The organism is Nocardia sp. NPDC059229, assembly GCF_042754165.1.
Lineage (GTDB): Bacteria > Actinomycetota > Actinomycetes > Mycobacteriales > Mycobacteriaceae > Nocardia.
Genome location: NZ_JBHZAK010000001.1, coordinates 139,939 through 159,095 on the forward strand (window position 1 = coordinate 139,939; position 19,157 = coordinate 159,095).

The window sequence follows — 19,157 nt, forward strand, 5'->3', positions numbered from 1 at the left end:
CCGAACCGCCATCGTCACCGAGAGCTGCGTGCTAAACGACAATCGCAATCCCGGCTGGCAGCGCGAGGAGGTGGAGGCGGAACTGGCTCGGCTGCTGCGGATTTCGAAGGTCATCTGGCTGCCCGGCATCGCCGGTTACGACGTCACCGACGGGCACACCGATTTCTAGTGTTCGACGTCGTGCACGTGGTGCACGAGGTCGTGCAGGAAGTACCGCGCCATGGAGTCGATGGTGAACGCGGAACCATTGCTGCGCAGTGCGGCCCGGTCGAGTTCGGTAACCGGCACGGCTTCGAAGGCGCGAGCGGCGGTCTCGGCGGCGGCCGTGAGTTCGACTGCGACGGTGGCCGTTTCGGCGGCGGTGTAGTCCGCGGCGATGGCGGTGGCGTCCTGGTCCCAGTTGGCGAACATGGGAATGCCGTTGTCCCCCACGGTGACCGCGGTGTCGTAGGCGGGGATCACCGGGCCGGGGCGGGGCCCGCCGATGCGGGCGATGTCGAGGCGGTGGGTGAAGATGAGGCACACGTCGCGGACGTGGGCCGCGTACTCGAGCGGCGACCATGTCGATTCATCGGGCCGTTGCCGGGCGTCGGGTCGCTCAAGGGCGGCGGCGAGGCGGGCGGCACTGGCGCGGGCCGACCCCGGCACCGCCGCGAAGGCGGTGGCGGCGGGGTCGAATCCGCACTCGGCGCAGGCGCGTTCGAGCACCCACGTCCAGTCCTTGGCATCGGGAACGATCGGCATGACGACCAACTTACGGTGTCGTCACTCCATCAGCTGGTGTGCCTTCTCGAACAGTTCGAGGGTGATGGCGTGCAGGAAGTCGCCGACCTGCTTGGGGGCCTTGCCCGCGCAGGCCCGGGCGTGCGTGCCCTCGAGCACGATGCCGAGCTTGAAGCAGGCCAGCACGGTGTACCAGGTGACGTGGGTCAGGTCGCGGTCGGAGAACTTCGCGTAGTGGGCGATCATCTCCTCGGGTGTGGGCAGGCCGCCGACCGCGCCGAGAGAGCCGACCAGTGCCGCGCCGGTGGTGCCGGGGACCGGGCGGGTGGCGATCTGCCAGCCCAGGTCCAGGAGCGGGTCGCCGATGGTGGACATCTCCCAGTCGACCATGGCCACCACCTCGGGGCCGTCGTAGGAGAACATCATGTTGGCGAGGTGGCAGTCGCCGTGCAGGATGCCGGCTTTCGGCTGGGCGGGGCGGTTGCGGTCGAGCCAGTCGCCGACCTGGGCGACGCCGGGGATCTCCGGGCCGGGGTAGCCGTCGTTGACGCTGTAGGAGTCGAGTTCCTTGAGCCAGCGCGGCACCTGGCGTTCCAGGAAGCCCTCCGGTTTGCCGTAGTCGGCCAGGCCGAGCGCCTCGTGGTCGAGCGAGCCGAGGCGGGCGATGGCCTCGACCGCGGACAAGCCCATCTGCCGGCGCACCTCGGGGTCGGAGGCGTGCGGTTCGGGCAGCTCGTTCTGCGGGTTGAATCCGACGATCGGTTCCATGAGGTAGAAGGACGCGCCGAGCACGGATTCGTCGGGGCAGGCGGCGATCACCTTGGGGGCGCGGATCTCGGTGTCGCCGAGGGCGCCGAGGATGCGGGATTCGCGCTGGATGACGGTGTTGCTGGCGGACCGCAGATGCTTGGGCCCGCGTCGCAGCACGTACTCGCGGCCGCCGCGGCGGAAGCGGAGCATGATGTTCTGGGTGCCGCCGCCGAGCGGCTTCACCTCCTCGAACTCCCCGCCGGGCAGGCCCTGCTCTTCCATCCACTTTCCGACGATGGCGAAATCGACGACGTCACGATCCACTTCGACCGGCTGCGCAACAGACATGCCGCCTATTCTGCCGTAGCGGTCCACACGAACTGAAGGCAGTCGCCAGCAGTAACCGTAATGGGCAGAGCGTAATGTGCGTGGTCAAATGCGCACCCTGTTGATCGACAACTACGACTCGTTCACCTACAACCTGTATCAGCTGATCAGCGAGGTGAACGGGGTCGAACCCGTGGTCGTGCGCAATGACGAGGCGGCCTCGGTCGAGGAGCTCGGGCTCGGGGAGTTCGACAACATCGTCATCTCCCCCGGGCCCGGACGGCCGGATGTCCCGCGCGATTTCGGCATCTCGGCGGCCTTGATCACTGGGGCCGAGCTACCGGTGCTGGGAGTGTGCCTGGGGCATCAGGGCATCGTGATCGCGGCGGGTGGGCAGGTGGTCGCCGCGCCGCAGGCCCGGCACGGGTACCCGGATCTGATCAGCCATGACGGGCGGGAGCTGTTCGCCGGTGTGCCGCAGGGCTTCTCGGCGGTGCGCTATCACTCGCTGTGTGCGGTGCGACCATTGCCGGAGGACCTCGAGGTCACGGCGACCACGCCGGACGGGGTGATCATGGGCGTGCGGCACCGCACGCGGCCGCAGTGGGGCGTGCAGTTCCATCCCGAGTCGATCTCCAGCGAGCACGGGGAACTGCTGCTGCGCAATTTCGCCGAGTTGACCGCGGAATATCAACGGCGGCAGGAAATTTCCCGACAGCCCACACGAACGATGCCGGCGCGCCCCCGGATCGGAGCCGAGACTTCGAGACCGCCCGCCGCCGGCGCGCCCGTCCGCTATCGGGTCGAGCAGACGGTCGTGGAGCGGGCCGTCGATGCCGAGGCGGTCTTCGACGCGCTGTATGCCGTTTCCCCGCATGCCTTCTGGCTCGACAGCGAGCATGTGGAGCCGGGGCTGGATCGCTTCTCGTTCCTGGGTGACGCGTCCGGGCCGCTGGCGGAGGTGGTGCGGTATCGGGTCGGCAGCGGCCGGGTCGAGATCGAGTCGGCGGCCGGGCCGCGCACGGCGCCGGGCGGGGTGCTCGACTATCTATCCGCGGAGCTACGCCGCCGGGAGATCGAATTCCCCGATGTGCCTTTCGATTTCGCCGGTGGCTATGTCGGCTATCTCGGCTACGAGATGAAGGCCGACTGCGGCGCCGAGGCCGTGCATCGCGCGGCCACACCCGACGCCCAGTGGATCTTCGCGGACCGGCTGATCGTGGTCGATCACGAGGCGGGCCGCACCCATCTGCTGGCGCTGGCCGAGCCGGATGCCGCTGCCGCCGCACAGGATTGGCTGGCCGCCACCCGGGCCGTGGTGGAAACCCTTCCGACCTGGGAGAATCCGCCGGACCTCGAGCTGCGCGCCGACGAGGGCACGGTCGCGCCGTTCCTCACGCGCGGCCGGGAGCGCTATCTCGCCGATGTGGCGGCCTGCCGGGAGCAGCTGCTCGCGGGCGAGTCGTACGAAATCTGCATCACCGACAGCGCTCATCCTCCGGGCGACGCCGACGGCCTCTCCGTGTATCGCACGCTGCGCCGGTGCAATCCGGCCCCCTACGCGGCCTTCCTGCGCTTCGCCGGGCTGGAGGTGGCGTGTTCCTCGCCGGAGCGCTTCCTCAAGGTGGATCACTCCCGCACGGTGGAGAGCAAGCCGATCAAGGGCACCGCCCCGCGCGGTGGCACCGCCGCCGAGGATGAAGAGCTGAGAGCCGAGCTGGCCCGCAGCCCCAAGACCCGCGCCGAGAACCTCATGATCGTGGATCTGCTCCGCAACGACCTGGGCCGGGTCTGCGAGATCGGCTCGGTGCACGTCCCCAAGCTCATGGCCGTCGAGACCTACACGACGCTGCACCAGCTGGTCTCCACCGTGCGCGGCACCCTCCGCCCCGACCTGGACGTCATCGACTGTCTCCGAGCCTGTTTCCCCGGCGGCTCCATGACCGGCGCTCCCAAACTCCGCACCCTCGAAATCATCGACTCCCTCGAAACCGAGGCCCGCGGCATCTATTCCGGCACCATCGGCTTCCTCGGCCTCGGCGGCACCGCCGACCTGAACATCGTCATCCGCACCGCCGTCCGCCACGACAATCGCTGGCGAGTCGGCGCGGGCGGCGCGGTCGTCCTCGACTCCGACCCGGCCGACGAGTACCACGAAATGGTCTGGAAGGCCGCCGCCGCGCTGCGCGCCCTCCCAGGATTGGGCGTCCCGCCCCGCGACCGCATTCCCTCGGCCAGGTAGATCCGGCGCAATGGCGTCGTGCGACGTCACTTGCGGCGGGAGCGGCGGGACTTGCCTTCGGGCGGTTCAGGTTCCGGGTTCTCGCGGGTTCCGGTGAGGCGGCCGAGCAGGGAGACGCCAGGGAGTTTGTCGAGGCGCGTGAACACCTCCTCGCCGAGGGCGGTGACCGCCTCGAGCCGGGTGAGGATCTTGTCGTAGGCGACGAAGGCGGGTTCGGCCAGGGCGAGGGTGCGATCGAGGCGGTCGATGGTGGAGTTGAGGCGCTCGACGGCGATGGTGAGGCTCTGGATCAGGTCGGGCAGCTGGGCAGCGAGCTGAATGGAGGCGGGCGGGAGGCGGACGGCGGTGTCGAAGGCGGTCGACGCGGTCACCTGGGCGGAATCCAGGGCCTGACCGGCCGCGCTCTGGGCGGCTTCGACCGCGGCCTGGGCCGCCGCCAGGATGTCCCCGGCGGTGGGGACGCGCGAGGTCGAGGGTTTGGCGGGCTGACGGTCGCTCCCCTTGGGGTTGGTCATACCTCTACTGTGCCGCACGATTTTCAGATTTGCCGGGAGGGCCTGGCATGCGGTTTTGTCGGAGGGTCGTGGCATAGTTCGACCACGATGAAACTGACCATGGGTGGCCATACAACGGTTCCGACATCGCTTCTGACGGTTGTGCTTTCGTGGCGGTCGGAGCATGCGGTGCGGGCGCAGGCCGTGCTGGTGGCGGAGCACGGGCGGGCCCGGTCGGACCGGGATTTCGTCTGGTTCGACGCGCCCCGGCACGTCTCGCAGGCGGTAACGCTGGATCGGGAGCCCGCACCGGGGACGGCGCGGCTGTCGGTCTCGCTCCCGCGCACCGGGCCGGACGTGGCGGGGATCGTGGTCATCGGTTCGGCGCCAGGCGGTTTCGCCGATGTCGCGGGCCTGCGGCTGACCGTGTTCGACCACGACCATCCGGTCGCTTGGTACGACATCGACACGCCGGACCCGGCACCGGCCCTGGTGCTGGGTGAGTTCACGCGCGCCGAGGAGGGCTGGGAGTTCCGGGCGCTGGCCGACGCCGGGGTCAGCCTGGCCGGGCTGGTGCGCGAGTTCGGGGTGCGGATCGATCCCGCGCACGGCTTCGAGCCCGAGCCGCGTCGCACGCCGCCGCCCCCGGATCCCGAACGGGCGGAATGGCATCCGGATCCTCGCGATCCGGCCCGCCTGCGCTGGTGGGACGGCACGACGTGGACGGCGTCGGCCCGCCCTGCCCCGCCGCAGGATGCCCGCCACTGCCCGCGCTGCGGGGCGCCGCGCCGCCGCCTGTTCGGCGCGGCGCTGTTCGGCGCCACACCGCTGTGCCGCGAATGCGCCACCGAGACAACCGAATACCTGCGCACCTGGCGTTCCCGCGCCGAGCGTGCCCTGCGTGGCCTCTCCCCGCACGACGACTGGGAGACGCTCTGGGCCGCGCTGCGCTTCCAGCGCGTCGACCGCGCCGCCGCCCTGGATCTGCTGCGCCCGCTCGCTCTCGATCAGCTGGAACGCCTGGTCGCCTTCACCTTTGCCGACGGCGTCGTGGACGAGTCCGACGTGGACGACCTCGAGGACACCGTCGCGGAGCTGTCCCTGTCGGGCTCGGCCATCGAGGATCTGCGCCGCCGCCTGCACCGCGGCCGCCTGCTCACCCGGCTGCGGTCCGGCGAGCTGCCGCAGCAGCCCACCACGGGCCTGCACCTGGACCCCGACGAGCGGGTCCACCTGAACCTCCCCGCCGTGCACATCCGGCAGCTGGCCCGCGGCCCCAAGCGCACCGAGGGCCGTCTGATCGTCAGCAACCGCAAGCTGCGCTTCACAGGCGCGGACACCGGCACCGAAATACCTTGGGCCCGCGTGGTTTCGGTGACCGCCGCCGATGGCCTGGTCGAGGTGTCGGCCACCTCCTCACGCGGCGGCGCGATCCTCGAGGTCGCCGATCCCGACTTCGTGGCCGCCGCCATGGAGGGCGCGCTGCGCATCGCCAAGCGCCTGGCCCTCACCCCGGGCCGCCGCGACACCCGTTCCATCCCACCGGATGTCAAGGCCGTGGTCTGGCAGCGCGACGGCGGTAAATGCGTCGAATGCGGCGACAGCCACTATCTCGAATTCGACCACATCATCCCGATCAGCCGCGGCGGGGCGACCAGCCCCGCGAACCTGCAGATCCTCTGCCGCGCCTGCAACCGCACCAAGGGCGCGCACATCTGACCCCGCGAAGCCGCGCATCCAACCCCATCGACGCGCGGGGCACGGGCGAATGTGGGGAATCCGACGCCATGCGATGAATCATGTTGAGCGGCACACGGTGTGGTTCTAGCGTCCGAGGAAGGCCGGTCGAGGAAGGGGATCCGACATGCAGGTGGCGGTTGTGGGCGGTACCGGGACGCTGGGCGCGCCGGTGGTGCGGGATCTGGTGGCGCGCGGGCATACGGTGCGGGTGCTGAGCCGGTCCGCGCCCGCCGAGCCGGTGCCGGGGACCACGCATCACGCGGTGGATCTGGTCACCGGTGCGGGGATGGACGCGGCGCTGGAGGGTGTGTACGCGGTGGTGGACGCGGCCTCCCATCGCGGGCTGCGCAGCTCGCGGGTGATGGTCGACGGTGTGCGCACCCTGCTGGCCGCCGAGCAGCGCGCCCGGGTCGGCCACCATGTGGAGATCTCGATCGTCGGCTGCGAGCGGGTGCCGTTCAGCTACTACCGCACCAAGGTCGCGCAGGAACGGGTGGTCACCCAGGGCCCGGTGCCGTGGACCCTGTTGCGCGCCACGCAGTTCCACGAGCTCGTCGACGAAATGGTCGGCGCGGCAGCGAAGTTCCGCATCGCGCCGCGCACCGGCATGCGGTTCCAGCCGGTCGACGTGGTCGCGGTGGCAGGCCGGCTGGCCGACGCGGTCGAGGCGGGCCCGTCCGGCCGGGTCCGCGATCTGGGCGGTCCGGTCGTGCAGACCCTCGGCGAGCTGGCCGAGCTCCGCCGCCACGCTCTCGGTCAGGCGCTGCTGCCGCTGCCGGTGCCGCCGGTCGGCCGGATCGTGCGACGGCTGCGCGACGCTGCACTGTGCCTGGATGCCGATGGCGAGACGGTGTCGTACGACTATGCCGAGTGGCTGCGCCGCCGGTATTCGAAGCCGGTGAGCTGACCTGCGTCAGCGCCTCACCCGGAGCACAGTTGGTTCGGCGCAGAACTGCCCGGTTGCTTGATCCAGGGTGAGACCGATGCGGTTCAGCCCGCCGCTGTCGATCACCGTGCACTCGCTGCCGCCGACGCGCCCGGTCCCGTCGTCGAGGAGCCGGACCTGGGCGGTGACCAGGGGTTGCAGTTTCTCGGCGTCGAAGGTCCAGAATTCGATGTTCCAGAGTTCGTAGCTGTCGCGCGCGGTGACCACGGTGTAGCCGGCCGCGGAGGTGTCGATGCCGATGCCCGCGAGTTCGCCCGCGCGCTGGAGCTGCCCGTCGCCGGCCGCGTGGTAGATGACGTAGCGAGTGTTGGCGCTGGCCAGCATGATCGGGATGATCAGCTCGTCGCGGCCGTCGTTGTCGAGGTCGCGCAGTCGTGGCTCGGTGGTGCCGACGGCCTGTTCGGTGAGGGTCTGCAGCTGTGCGCCGACGGGGTCCAGCACGGTGATGGCGACCGACCCCTGCTGTCCGGTACCGCGGTGCCGCACTTCGAAGGTCAGCCCGGCGGCGTCGTGGGATTGCAGGTAGCAGTCGGGAGGCGTGGCGGCCGAGGCGATATCGCCGCAGGGCGGGAGGGCGGAGACGGGGGTGACCGGACCGGGGACGACGTGATCGCTGGTGTGCGGGGAGAGGTTGCCGGCCATGGGTGCGGTGGCGGGGTGTTGTGCGCACGCGGCCAGCGTGAGCGTGGCGGCAGCCAGGCCAGCGGCCACGAGATTCCTCCCCATGGGAGCGAGGATAGCGACGAATGCGCAGCAATCGGACCAAGCGAGGCCGACCACACAGATATATCCGACATCATGTGCACAACTGCGCACATATAGGCTTATAGTAACTGTGTGCTCGACGTGCTCCGCGATCCCCGGTTCCGCAAGCTGTTCACCGCCCAGGTGGTCGCCCTGATCGGCACCGGACTGCTCACCGTGGCCCTGGGCCTGCTCGCCTACGAGGTGGCCGGGGGCCAGGCGGGCGCTGTGCTGGGCACCGCCCTGGCCATCAAGATGGTGGCGTATGTGGCTGTCGCGCCGGTGATCTCGGCGCTCACCCTGCGGCTGCCCCGGAAGCTGGTACTGGTGTCGGCGGACGCGATGCGCGCGGGGATCGCGCTCATGCTGCCGTTCGTCACGCACACCTGGCAGATCTATGTGCTGATCGCGCTGCTGCAGTCGGCCTCGGCCACCTTCACGCCGGCGTTCCAGTCGCTGATCCCCTCGATCCTGGTCGACGAGGAGGACTACACCCGCGGGCTGTCGCTGTCGCGGCTGGCCTACGACATGGAGTCGCTGCTGAGCCCGGTGCTGGCGGCCGCGCTGCTGACGGTCATCAGCTATCACTCGCTGTTCGTGGGCACCGCGGCCGGTTTCGTGGCCTCGGCGCTGCTGGTGGTGACCACCCGGCTGCCCCGGCTCGCCGCGCCCGAGCGGTCCGCCCCGCTGTTGCGGCGCATCACCGAGGGCGCCCGGATCATGGTGAACCGGCCGGTGCTGCGCGGGCTGCTGGCCATGAACATGGTGGTGGCCGCGGCCACCGCGCTGGTGATCGTGAATACCGTTGTGTACGTGCGGGATCAGCTGGGTGGCTCCAATACCGCGGTGGCACTGGCGCTGGGCTGCTTCGGATTCGGCTCCATGGCGGTGGCGCTTTCGACCCCGCGATTGCTGGCGCGGGTGCCGGACCGCAGTCTCATGATGACCGGCTGCGCGCTGCTGCCACTGGGCCTGATCGCGGCATCGGTGCCGACCCTGCTCCCCCGCGGGGCCGGTGCGCTCGTGCTGGCGGTGACCTGGGTGCTGCTGGGCGCGGGCACCTCGATGATCAACACCCCGTCCGCCCGCCTGTTGCGCGCCCAGTCCGAACCCGGCACCCGCACAGCCGTTTTCACCGCGCAGTTCTCCCTCTCGCACGCATGCTTCCTGGTGACCTACCCGGTCGCGGGCAAGCTGGGCGCGCTGGCGGGCCTGCCGACCACGGCGATCGTGCTGGCCGCCCTCGCTACACTGGCAGCTACGACGGCGGCCCACGCCTGGCCCGCACACGTGCCGACGGGCCCCGAGGCGGTGACGGCGGCGGCAGGAAGGTGAACTGGTGAGCGAGGAGACCGAACCGGCACCTGCCGCACCCAGCCTCATCCACCCGGTCCGTCCGGATCAGCCCCATCTCGACGTGGCCACCGCCACCTTCCGCATGCTGTCTGATCCGACCCGCCTGCACATCCTCTGGATCCTCGCCTCCGACGAGGCCGATGTCACCGCCCTCACCGAGGCCTGCGGCGCCTCCCGCACCGCGGTCAGCCAGCATCTGGCCAAACTCCGCTTCAGCGGCCTGGTCGACACCCGCCGCGAGGGCCGCCGCATCATCTACCGCATCCGCGACGGCCACCTGGCCCGCCTGGTCCGCGAGGGCTTGAACCACGCCGATCACATCGTGACCGGCGAACCATCGCACGAATAGCGAACATTTCCCGGGACTCGGCTCCTGGTCAGTGGGACGTGGTATCGCCGAGTGCCCGCATGCGCCGTGACGATATGCCTATTCGAAATATCTCGAGACGAATAGTGAGAGGTCGCGCATGCATCCCGAGCAGGGCAGCCCATTCGATGTGATCATCATCGGTGCCGGATTCGCCGGACTCTATGGCGTCCACCAGGCGGCGAAGGCCGGATTGAACGTGCTCGGCCTGGAGGCGGGCGAGGGTGTCGGCGGCACCTGGTTCTGGAACCGCTACCCGGGTGCACGCTGCGACGTGGAGAGCGTCGACTACTCCTACTCGTTCGACGAGGACCTGCAGCAGAGCTGGACCTGGACCGAGCGTTTCGCCGCCCAGCCGGAGATCCTCGCCTACATCAACCATGTGGCGGACCGCTTCGAGCTGAAGCAGCGGTACCGGTTCGGTCAGCGCGTCGTCGGCGCCCGCTTCGACGACGAGGCGGCCGTCTGGACGCTGCGCACCGAGGCCGGCGACGAATTCCGCTCGCAGTTCGTGGTTTTCGCCACCGGCTGTCTGTCCGCGCCGATCAAGCCGAACATCCCCGGCATCGAAACCTTCGCGGGCGAGGAGCTTTTCACCGCGCAGTGGCCGGAGCAGGGCGTGTCCTTCGAGGGCAAGCGGGTCGGCGTCATCGGCACCGGCTCCTCGGGCATCCAGGTCGCGCCGATCATCGCGCGGGAGGCCGAGGCGCTCACCGTCTTCCAGCGTTCGGCCAACTTCAGCGTCCCGGTGCCCAACCGGCCGTGGACCGACGAGGAGCAGGGCGAGATCCGCGCCACCTACCGGCAGCGGCGCGAGAACTCCTACTACGCACCGGCCGCCACCCCGCACCGCTCGCTGGAGAGCAAAGCCCTGGATCTGACCGCCGAGGAGCGCGAGCAGGCCATGCAGGACCGCTGGGACGGCGGCGGCGTGCTGTTCAACAAGGTCTTCCCCGACCAGAACAGCGATCTGGCCGCCAATGAGCTGGTGCGCGAGTTCGCGGTCGCCAAGATCCGCGCCAAGGTGGACGACCAGGCGGTGGCCGACGACCTCATCCCCTACGACCACCCCATCGGCACCAAGCGCATCTGCACCGACTCCGGCTACTACGAGATGTTCAACCGGCCGAACGTGTCGCTGGTGAACCTGCGCCGCGAGGCCATCGAGGAGGTCACCCCGACCGGCATCCGCACCGCCGACAAGTTCATCGAACTCGACGCGCTGGTCTACGCAACGGGTTTCGACGCCATGACCGGTGCGCTGCTGCGTATCGACATGCACGGCGCGCGGGATGCCCGCCTCGGTGAGCTGTGGGCCGACGGGCCGGTCACCTACCTCGGCTTCGGCATCCCCGGTTTCCCGAACATGTTCAGCATCAACAGCGTCGGCACCCCGTCGGTGATGGCGAACATGGTGCTGCACTCCGAGCAGCAGCTGGACTGGGTGCTGGCGCTGGTGGAGCACTGCCGCGCCAACGGGATCCGCAAGGCCGAGGCCCGCACGGAGGCGGCGGTCAAGTGGACCGATCACCTGCTCGAGGTCGCCGAGGGTACGCTGTTCGTGAAGGCCAATTCCTGGTACATGGGCGCGAACATCGAGGGCAAGAAGCGCGTATTCATGCCCTACATCGGCGGTTTCGGCAACTACCGCCGCTACTGCGACGACGAGCGCGACAACGGGTACCCGAACTTCGAGCTCACCGCGTAGTCAGCCTGGACCCGGCGAAACCGGCGCGCTTCCCCTTGGCGGCCAGCCGGTTTCGTCGTCCGCGGTCAGGCGGGCAGGCCCAGACCGGCAGCCAGGACGGGCCACGACCGCTTCATCGCGTCTTCCCAATAGCCCCACGAGTGGGTACCGGTCGGCGTGAAGTCATAGGTGGCCGCGATGCCGAGGCCGTCGAGCTTGGCCTTCAGATTGTGGCTGCAGAAGTCGGTGGCGGCCTCGATCCCGCCACCGATGGTCAACTGCTGGAGCCAGCCGTCCGTGCCCGGCAGGGTGTGCGGGCCGCCGGGGGCGTCCCACCGGCCCGGCAGCCCGGAACCACTGGAGATGAACAGATTCAGGCCGCGCAGCTGGTCGGCGTGCACATAGGGATCGTTGACGGCCCACTCGGGATCACCCTCGGGGCCATACATGTTCGCGCTGTCCCCGCCGCCCTTCGTGACCACGTCATTGGCGAAGTGATATCCGATGGGGTCACTGATCTGGGCACAGCCGCTGTAGACCGCAACCGACCGATACAACCCTGGCGCGGCGATGGCCAGCTGCAACGCCGAGGTGCCCGCCATCGACAGACCCGCGATCGCGTTGCGCCCGTTGGCATTCAGCGCCTCGTCGACGAGCGGTGGCAACTCCTCGGTCAGGAAGGTCTTCCACTTGTTCACGCCCAGAGCGGGATCCGGGGCGCGCCAATCGGTGTAGTAGGTGAAATCCCCGCCGATCGGCTGCACCACATCGACGTTCTTCTCGGCCAGAAAGTCCAGCACATCGGTCTGCGTCTGCCAGGTCACGGCGTCGGCGGCACCCGCGCCACCGAGCAGGTACAGCACCGGGGCGGGCTGGAAGGTGCCGGCCGGACGGTGCACATCGACCAGAATGCTCTTGTCCATGGCGGCCGAATAGACCTGCAGAGTCACGAGACGGGTGTCGGTGGTCGTGCTGGAGACGATGCGCGAGCCGTCGGCGGAAGTCCCGGTGTAGGTCACCGGGGTGTCCGGTTGGGCGGAGGCCGTGCCCGCGGCCATCGACACCAGAATGGTTGCGGTCAAGGCCGATACCGCGCTGCCCAAGGTAATTGCGGAACGCACGCTGTCTCCTCCGGCAGGTTCCCGGTTGTCACGAGTCAGCACTTCAGCGTGCGGAGCGGCTTCGGAAAATGCTGGCCCGGAACTGAACTGACTCCGAGAGTACGGTTCCGGCCGTAGGGTCAGGGCGCGATTCCCACCCTCGTTACCACACGTGTACACAAGACGAAACCGGCTCGCTTCCCCTGAAGGCGTGCCGGTTTCGTCGATGTACCGGTCAGGCCGGCAGGCCCAGACCGGTCGCCAGGACGGGCCACGAGTTCTTCAGCGCGTCCTGCCAGTACCCCCACGAGTGGGTGCCGGTGGGCGTGAAGTCGTAGGTGGCCGGAATACCGAGGCCGTCGAGCTTGGTCTTCAGGTTGTGGGTGCAGTAGTTGGTGGCGGCCTCGAGCGTGCCGCCCAGGGCCACCTGGTTCGCCCAGCCGCCCGCGCCGGGCAGGGTGTGCGGGCCGCCGAGGGTGTCCCACTGGCCCGGCAGGCCGGAACCGCTGGAAATGAACATGTTCAGGCCGCGCAGCTGGTCGGCGTGCACGTAGGGATCGTTGGCGGCCCACATGGGATCGCGCTGCGAGCCGTACATGTTCGCGCTGTCGCCGCCGCCCGCGGCGACCACGGTATTGACCATGCTGTAGCCGAGCAGATCGCTGATCTGGGCGCAGCCGCTGTAGGCGGCCACCGACTGGTAGAGGCCGGGCGCGGCGATGGGCAGCTGCAGCACCGAGGTGCCGGCCATGGAAAGACCGGCAATGGCATTGCGGCCGTTGGTGTTCAGCGCCTGGTCGATGAGCGGCGGCAGTTCCTCGGTGAGGAAGGTCTTCCACTTGTTCACGCCCAGTGCGGGATCCGGCTCGCGCCAGTCGGTGTAGTAGCTGAAGCCGCCCCCGACCGGCTGCACCACGTTGACGTTCTTGTCGGACAGGAAGTTCAGGACGTCGGTCTGCTTCTGCCAGGTCGCGGAGTCGGTGCCGCCGCCCGCGCCGTTGAGCAGGTACAGCACCGGGGTGGGCGCCGAGGTATCGGCGGCGCGCTGCACATCGACCTCGATGTTCTTGTCCATGGCCGCCGAATAGACCTGCAGGTTCAGGGTGCGTGCGTCGGCGACCTTGCTGGAGGCGATGCGAGAGCCGTCGGCGGAGGTGCCCGCGAAGTTCAGCGAGGTCCCCGGCTCGGCGGAGGCGGCACCCACGGCCACCGGTAGCAGAACGGTTGCGGTCAAGGCCAATACCGCGCTGCCCCAGGTCTTCGTTGAACGCACGCTTTCTCCTTCGGCAGTTTTCTCTGGCGTGACGAGTCGTTTGTGCAGGTGTCACGAATCAGGCCCCCACATTGCCCACAGCCTCTTAGCAATTGCTGACTCGAAGCTGAGCTGCGGCTGAGAGGGTGGCGAGACCCCGGTCGGAGCCGGAAACCGGCTCGGGTGACTTCACTCACAGCCGCCGCTGACCGGGATCCACGCCACTGACGGGCGGCGGTCAGCGCACTGTCGGTGGGCTGTCAGCGCGGGTCGGCATCGTCATGGACACACACGAACAGCCACCACCGAAAGGCACCGCAAATGTCCGCGAACGCGCACACCGATTCCGCCCTCGCCGAGTTCGTCGCGGCCACCGCCGCCGAGTACGGGATGCCCGGCATCGCCGTCGGCATCTGGGTCGACGGGCGGGAGATCCACGCCAATGTCGGTGTGACCAGCACCGAGAACCCGGTGCCGATCACCGGGCACACGATCTTCGCGATCGGCTCGACCAGCAAGACCTTCACCACCACCGCCCTGATGCAGCTGGTCGCGGCGGGCCGGGTGGATCTGGACGCGCCGGTGCGCACCTATGTGCCGGAGCTGGAGCTGATCGACGAGAAGTCCGCGGCGACGATCACCGTGCGGCAGCTGCTCAACCACACCGCCGGGCTGGACTGGAACATCATCAACGACACCGGCGACGGCGCGGACGGGCTGGCCGCCTTCGTGGCCACGCTGGCCGAGCTGCCGCTGATCGGCGCGCCCGGCGAGCGGGCGTCCTACAGCCAGGCGGGCTTCAACCTGCTGGGCCGCGTCATCGAGAAGGTGACCGGGGAGTCGTTCGAAAAGGTCGTCGCCGACACGGTTCTGGAGCCGGTGGGGCTGGCCGAGAGCTTCTACTTCCAGGGCGATGTCATGACCCGCCGCTTCGCCGCCGGGCACGAGCGGCAGCAGCACGGTGAGCTCGAGGTGTCGCGGGCCTGGAAGGGCACCCGCGCCAACAACCCCGGCGGCGGGCTCGGGTCCACGGTGTCGGATCTGTTGCGCTGGGGCCGGTTCCACCTCGGTGACGGCCGCACCGAGAGCGGCGCGCCGGTGCTGCCGGCCGAGCTGATGCACCGGATGCAGCAGCCGACCGTCGAGCTGCGGGCCAGCACCCTCGCCGACGCCTTCGGCCTGTGCTGGATGCTGCGCGAGGTGGACGGGGTCCGCACGGTCGGCCACGACGGTTCCGGCTTCGGCCAGTTCGCCAATTTCCAGCTGGTGCCCGAACGCGATTTCGCGGTGGTCGTGCTCTCCAACGCCAGCCCCGACGGCATCCCCGCCAACCAGGCCATCATCCGCTGGGCCCTGGAGCACTACCTGGGCGTCGTCGACCAGGACCCCGAGCCGGCCCCCTTCGACGCCGCGCGCGCCCCGGAACTGTTCGGCGTCTACGACATCGACGCCATGACCATGACCTGCTACGCCGACGGCGACCAGCTCTACCTCGACTGCAAGGTCAAGCCCGAAATCCGCGCCGCCGCCGGCGCCGAGATCCCCCAGGACCACCCGCCCTTCCCCTTCGGCCTCCTCCCCGGCAGCGACGAGTACGTCATCACCGACGGCTCCTTCAAGGGCCAGCGCGGCTACTTCACCCGCGACACCAACGGCGACATCACCGCCATCGATCTCGCAGGCCGTGTCTTCACCCGAGCCTCCTGACACCGCTGAACGAGAGGGCGCCCCCGATACCGGGGGCGCCCTCTCCTTTGCGCGTCGAGAGCCGGCGGACGCTGCCGGTCGCCGAGTGCGTCCCCGCTCAAATCTGGGCGGGGCGGGCGCCGCGGCGGCGTGGCCGCATCTGGTACAGGCGATACCAGGCCAGCGCGAGGAAGATCGCCGCCAGGCCGGCGACGACTCCCATATCGAGCAGCCACGTGCCGATGGTGTGCTTCCACAGCGGGTCGGGCCCGCCATCGTGCGGCGAGAGGGTGTCGAGGTCGATGCTGGCCGCTGCAGCGCCGTAGCCCCAGCGGGACGGTGACAGGTAGGACAACTGTTGCAGAACGGGCGTGCCGGGAAGCCGCACCAGCCCGCCGGTGAGCACCAGTTGCGCCATCGACAGCACGATCAGCAGCGGCAGTGTCTTTTCCGAGGTGTCCACCGAGGCGGACACCAGCAAGCCCAACGCCAGCGACGCGATGCCCAGCACCGCCATCGCCAAGATCAACTCCAGCTGGACCGAGGTGAATATCCCTTTCGGCGGGACACTCGTACCGATAGTGCCGATCAAGAACAGCACCGCCGTCTGAAGGACGGTGATCACGCCCAAGACCAGCAGTTTCGACATCAAATAGACCCCGGCCGACAGTCCTGCCGCGCGTTCTCTGCGATAGATCGTCTGTTCCTTGACGATCTCGCGAATCGCGTTGCCGGTGCCGACGAAGCAGGCACCGAATATCAAGATCATGAGCTTGGTCGAGGCATCGGTGTTGGTTCCCGGCGCCCCGGTGAAACCGGCGCCCGACGGCACCGCGGCGATCAGACCGCCCAGCAGCAGCGGCATCGCGCCGAGCAACGCCAGATAACTGCGGTCCGAGGCGATCACCGCCAGATAGCGCCGGCACAGTGTGCTGAGCTGGCTGAGCTTGGACTGCGGCGCGGGCGGCGGTGCCGGTGCGGGTACTTCCACCGGTCCGGTCTCGTTGGGCTGCTCGACAGCGACGTAGTTCTCGTAGCGCGGGGAGTTCCGGAACTCACCGGCCCAGTCGCGGTCCTCCTCCCGGTCGAATGCTTGGAACACCTCGGCCCAGGTGCGCTGCCCGAACTCCTGCAAGCCCTCTGCGGGCGGCCCGTAATAAGCAAGCTTGCCGCCGGGCACCAGCACCAGCAGGCGGTCACAGGAATCGAGATTCGCCACGCTGTGGGTGACGACGATGACGGTCCGCCCGTCGTGGGCGAGTTCGGACAGCATTTCCATGACCGTCTTGTCCAGGCCGGGATCCAGGCCGGAGGTCGGTTCGTCGAGGAACAACAGCGACGGTTTGGTCAGCAGTTCCAATGCGACGCTCACCCGTTTGCGCTGCCCGCCGGAGAGCCGATCGATGCGGGTGTCTGCATGCCGCGACAGGCCGAGTTCGTCGAGGACTTCGTCGACTCGCTGCTCGCGCTCCTCGCGGGCTGTGTCACCGGGGAAGCGCAGCTCGGCCGCGTAGAGCAGGGCGCGTCGCGTCGGGAGCTGGTTGTGCAGGATGTCCTCCTGCGGAACCAACCCGATCCTGTGTCTCAGCTCGTCGTAATCGGTGTACAGGTCGCGTCCGTCGTAGCGGACGGTCCCCTCGGTCGCAGGCTGCAGCCCGGTGACCGCGCCCAACAGCGTCGACTTGCCCGCTCCGCTGGGTCCGATGACCCCGACGAGTGAGCGCTGCTCGATGGGGAAGGTCACGTCGTCGAGCAGCACTTTGCCTTCCGGTGTCCGCACGATGAGGTTCTGGACACAGACCGAGATGTCACCGGTGTCGACGGACTCGCGCAGTTCGTTGCCGACGAACCGGTAGGTGGTGTGTCCCATGCCGATCAGGTCGGATTCGGACAGGTCCGCGGTCTCGATCCGGTGGCCGTTGACGTAGGTGCCGTTGTGGCTATCGAGGTCGACGACTCGATATTTGCCTTCGGCGATCACCTGTAGTTCGGCGTGATGGCGAGAGACCATGAGGTCGGGCACGACGATGTCGTTGTCGGCGGCGCGCCCGATCCGGAGTGTGCCCGAGATGGTCCGTACCAGCGCGCTGGGGTGATCGGCCGGAGGCGCCGACCGCGACACTCGCCGGGGCAGGCCCGGCTCGAACTTGGTGACCGTGGCTTCATCGTCGAGGTCATAACCAGGATTCGGGACGATCATCGTGTCCCCACCGCTATCGTCCTCGGGCTCGGGGCCGGAGTCGGGTGATGTTTCCAGCGAGCAGGACAACTGCGCACCGTATTTGGCATGCCCGAGCTGGAAGGTCTCGTCGTGGTCGATCACCATCCGCTCGACGCGGTGACCATCGAAAAAGGTGCCGTTCAGGCTGTGCGCGTCCTCGATTTCCCAACCGTGGGATCCCCGCTCCAGCACGGCATGCAACGCCGAAACACGCGGATCGGTGACAACAATGTCGGCGGTCGGATCGCGGCCGATGTTGTATGCGCCCTCGGGGCGTAGCCGATAGACGTGTTCTCGCGTATGTACCACAAGAACCGGGGACTCGGATAATTCCGTGGAGGACCGCTCACCCGCCATAGCGGAAGTATACGACCGTACCGGACTGTCGCGGCGAATGCTGATGGGATTCGAAATACTAATCCGATAGAACCCGACGCAAGATCGAAGCCGAATATTTCTCAATTTGTTTCATGTACCGAATTTCGTTACATCCCATATGCAGGCTCAGCGGCGCTTTTCGGCGCTCACGTAGTGCGCCTGCTGCATGAGGTCGAGCAGTTCGGCGGGCATGTCGGTGATCGGGTGGCCGTAGCCGGCGGCGAGGTCGACGGGGGCGGTGCTCTGGACCGACCAGCCGTGCCGTGCCAGCCAGTCGCCGGGAACAGCGCGGGCATCGTCGTACCAGAGGTCGCTCACGTCCAGGTTCCCGAAGGGGTTGCTGCCGAAGAACTTCTCCTCCGTGTCTTCGAAGCGTTGCGGGTCCAAGCCGCGGCCGAAGTCGTCGGTGGCCACGCTGCTGCCGGGCGCGGAGAGGGCGTCGATGCGTTCGAACAATGCGTCGTGTGCCGAACCCGGCAGGAACGGCAACAGCCCCTCGGCCGACCACGCCGTCGGCCGCTCCGGATCGAATCCCGCGGCGGTGAGCGCAGCGGGCCAATCGTCGCGCAGATCGACCGCCACCACGCGCCGATCGGCCTTGGCCACGGCAGCGTGCTCGGCGAGAACCTGGTCCTTGAACTCCAGCACCCGGGGCTGATCGATCTCGAAGACGACCGTGCCCGCGGGCCAATCCAGCCGGTACGCGCGCGCATCCAGACCGGACGCCAGGATCACCGCCTGCCGCACCCCCTGCTGCCATGCCGTGGCGAAGAACTCGTCGAAGAACCTCGTCCGGACACCCATGAACCGCCCGAACCGCGTCATGTCGCCCACGGACGCCGGGTCCTCCAGCATCTGTGTGAAGTGCGGTTCACCCGCCGCCTCGACGAACCACGCCGCGTAGTCGTCGCGGATCATCGGCTCGGGATCGATCGTCTCGAGTGCGCGAAACGTGGCAACGCCCAGGGCGGTCAGCCCCACGCTCGTCACGATGTCCCAGCTGTCCCCGTCCATTCGCATCAAGGTCACCTCGTGGTGTCATCGATCACCTGAACTATCTCGACCGGAGCCGACGCCCCGCTTCCACCCGCTCGATTCTGCTCCCATGCGGAACCTTCAGGCAACCAACTGGTTATCACGCCCT

At 68.5% G+C, this 19,157-nt stretch carries 15 protein-coding genes and 1 pseudogene; 8 read left to right on the plus strand and 8 right to left on the minus strand.

Annotation, left to right across the window (positions count from 1 at the left end):
- Nucleotides 1–4 precede the first annotated feature (4 nt).
- Nucleotides 5–166 (plus strand): annotated as a pseudogene (locus tag ACFXHE_RS00685) (agmatine deiminase family protein); the annotation flags it as partial.
- Here the strand turns inward: ACFXHE_RS00685 and ACFXHE_RS00690 are convergent.
- Nucleotides 166–744: a DinB family protein gene (locus ACFXHE_RS00690; RefSeq protein WP_379378465.1), complete on the minus strand. Its 579-nt coding sequence runs from the start codon at nucleotides 742–744 to the stop codon at nucleotides 166–168. The pseudogene ACFXHE_RS00685 and the gene ACFXHE_RS00690 sit on opposite strands and share 1 nt — an antisense overlap.
- Before the next feature lie 21 nt (nucleotides 745–765).
- On the minus strand, nucleotides 766–1,821 hold the full coding sequence (locus ACFXHE_RS00695; protein ID WP_364615571.1) for a phosphotransferase family protein: 1,056 nt from the start codon (nucleotides 1,819–1,821) through the stop codon (nucleotides 766–768).
- A gap of 88 nt (nucleotides 1,822–1,909) precedes the next feature.
- Between ACFXHE_RS00695 and pabB the strand changes: the two genes are divergently transcribed.
- On the plus strand, nucleotides 1,910–4,042 hold the full coding sequence (pabB, locus tag ACFXHE_RS00700; RefSeq protein ID WP_379378467.1) for an aminodeoxychorismate synthase: 2,133 nt from the start codon (nucleotides 1,910–1,912) through the stop codon (nucleotides 4,040–4,042).
- Nucleotides 4,043–4,068: 26 nt separating this feature from the next.
- On the opposite strand, the gene ACFXHE_RS00705 is transcribed toward pabB, so the two are convergent.
- A complete protein-coding gene (locus ACFXHE_RS00705) occupies nucleotides 4,069–4,557 on the minus strand; it encodes a hypothetical protein (protein WP_379378468.1) in 489 nt (162 codons plus the stop codon).
- A 99-nt stretch (nucleotides 4,558–4,656) separates the two neighbouring features.
- On the opposite strand from ACFXHE_RS00705, the gene ACFXHE_RS00710 reads away from it, so the two are divergent.
- Together ACFXHE_RS00710 and ACFXHE_RS00715 are read left to right on the plus strand one after the other, a co-directional pair.
- Nucleotides 4,657–6,255, plus strand: coding sequence for an HNH endonuclease (locus ACFXHE_RS00710; RefSeq protein ID WP_379378470.1), 1,599 nt, complete (start codon nucleotides 4,657–4,659; stop codon nucleotides 6,253–6,255).
- A 145-nt stretch (nucleotides 6,256–6,400) separates the two neighbouring features.
- Nucleotides 6,401–7,183 carry an SDR family oxidoreductase gene (locus ACFXHE_RS00715; RefSeq protein WP_379378472.1) on the plus strand — a complete coding sequence of 261 codons (783 nt, stop codon included), beginning with the start codon at nucleotides 6,401–6,403 and terminating at the stop codon, nucleotides 7,181–7,183.
- 6 nt (nucleotides 7,184–7,189) lie between these two features.
- On the opposite strand, the gene ACFXHE_RS00720 is transcribed toward ACFXHE_RS00715, so the two are convergent.
- On the minus strand, nucleotides 7,190–7,948 hold the full coding sequence (locus ACFXHE_RS00720) for a hypothetical protein (protein ID WP_379378474.1): 759 nt from the start codon (nucleotides 7,946–7,948) through the stop codon (nucleotides 7,190–7,192).
- 111 nt (nucleotides 7,949–8,059) lie between these two features.
- Here ACFXHE_RS00720 and ACFXHE_RS00725 point away from each other — a divergent pair, with 111 nt between their 5' ends.
- The 3 genes from ACFXHE_RS00725 (at nucleotide 8,060) to ACFXHE_RS00735 (ending at nucleotide 11,397) form a co-directional block, all read left to right on the plus strand.
- Nucleotides 8,060–9,301 carry an MFS transporter gene (locus ACFXHE_RS00725; protein ID WP_379378475.1) on the plus strand — a complete coding sequence of 414 codons (1,242 nt, stop codon included), beginning with the start codon at nucleotides 8,060–8,062 and terminating at the stop codon, nucleotides 9,299–9,301.
- Nucleotides 9,302–9,305: 4 nt separating this feature from the next.
- On the plus strand, nucleotides 9,306–9,671 hold the full coding sequence (locus ACFXHE_RS00730; RefSeq protein WP_379378476.1) for an ArsR/SmtB family transcription factor: 366 nt from the start codon (nucleotides 9,306–9,308) through the stop codon (nucleotides 9,669–9,671).
- 118 nt (nucleotides 9,672–9,789) lie between these two features.
- Nucleotides 9,790–11,397, plus strand: coding sequence for a flavin-containing monooxygenase (locus ACFXHE_RS00735; protein WP_379378478.1), 1,608 nt, complete (start codon nucleotides 9,790–9,792; stop codon nucleotides 11,395–11,397).
- Between the two features lie 65 nt (nucleotides 11,398–11,462).
- On the opposite strand, the gene ACFXHE_RS00740 is transcribed toward ACFXHE_RS00735, so the two are convergent.
- Both ACFXHE_RS00740 and ACFXHE_RS00745 read right to left on the minus strand, forming a co-directional pair.
- The gene (locus ACFXHE_RS00740) at nucleotides 11,463–12,434 is read right to left on the minus strand and encodes an alpha/beta hydrolase (RefSeq protein ID WP_379380314.1); all 972 of its coding nucleotides are present in this window, start codon (nucleotides 12,432–12,434) and stop codon (nucleotides 11,463–11,465) included.
- A gap of 277 nt (nucleotides 12,435–12,711) precedes the next feature.
- Nucleotides 12,712–13,749, minus strand: a complete 1,038-nt coding sequence (locus tag ACFXHE_RS00745; RefSeq protein ID WP_379378480.1) for an alpha/beta hydrolase — start codon at nucleotides 13,747–13,749, stop codon at nucleotides 12,712–12,714.
- 300 nt (nucleotides 13,750–14,049) lie between these two features.
- On the opposite strand from ACFXHE_RS00745, the gene ACFXHE_RS00750 reads away from it, so the two are divergent.
- Complete coding sequence (locus tag ACFXHE_RS00750; RefSeq protein WP_379378482.1) at nucleotides 14,050–15,435, plus strand: serine hydrolase domain-containing protein; 1,386 nt, start codon at nucleotides 14,050–14,052, stop codon at nucleotides 15,433–15,435.
- Between the two features lie 97 nt (nucleotides 15,436–15,532).
- Here the strand turns inward: ACFXHE_RS00750 and ACFXHE_RS00755 are convergent, their stop codons facing one another.
- Entirely contained in the window at nucleotides 15,533–18,097 is a 2,565-nt protein-coding gene (locus ACFXHE_RS00755) for an FHA domain-containing protein (RefSeq protein WP_379378483.1), read from the minus strand.
- A gap of 42 nt (nucleotides 18,098–18,139) precedes the next feature.
- Nucleotides 18,140–19,036: a class I SAM-dependent methyltransferase gene (locus ACFXHE_RS00760; protein WP_379380316.1), complete on the minus strand. Its 897-nt coding sequence runs from the start codon at nucleotides 19,034–19,036 to the stop codon at nucleotides 18,140–18,142.
- Nucleotides 19,037–19,157 lie beyond the last annotated feature (121 nt).

Bases quoted from the DNA above. Each gene is read 5' to 3' on its own strand.
- ACFXHE_RS00710 (WP_379378470.1), top strand. From the start codon at position 4,657: ATGGGTGGCCATACAACGGTTCCGACATCGCTTCTGACGGTTGTGCTT.
- ACFXHE_RS00740 (WP_379380314.1), bottom strand. From the start codon at position 12,434: ATGGCCGCGGGCACGGCCTCCGCCCAACCGGACACCCCGGTGACCTAC.
- ACFXHE_RS00705 (WP_379378468.1), bottom strand. From the start codon at position 4,557: ATGACCAACCCCAAGGGGAGCGACCGTCAGCCCGCCAAACCCTCGACC.
- ACFXHE_RS00690 (WP_379378465.1), bottom strand. From the start codon at position 744: ATGCCGATCGTTCCCGATGCCAAGGACTGGACGTGGGTGCTCGAACGC.
- ACFXHE_RS00750 (WP_379378482.1), top strand. From the start codon at position 14,050: ATGTCCGCGAACGCGCACACCGATTCCGCCCTCGCCGAGTTCGTCGCG.
- ACFXHE_RS00715 (WP_379378472.1), top strand. From the start codon at position 6,401: ATGCAGGTGGCGGTTGTGGGCGGTACCGGGACGCTGGGCGCGCCGGTG.
- ACFXHE_RS00695 (WP_364615571.1), bottom strand. From the start codon at position 1,821: ATGTCTGTTGCGCAGCCGGTCGAAGTGGATCGTGACGTCGTCGATTTC.
- pabB (WP_379378467.1), top strand. From the start codon at position 1,910: ATGCGCACCCTGTTGATCGACAACTACGACTCGTTCACCTACAACCTG.
- ACFXHE_RS00735 (WP_379378478.1), top strand. From the start codon at position 9,790: ATGCATCCCGAGCAGGGCAGCCCATTCGATGTGATCATCATCGGTGCC.
- ACFXHE_RS00720 (WP_379378474.1), bottom strand. From the start codon at position 7,948: ATGGGGAGGAATCTCGTGGCCGCTGGCCTGGCTGCCGCCACGCTCACG.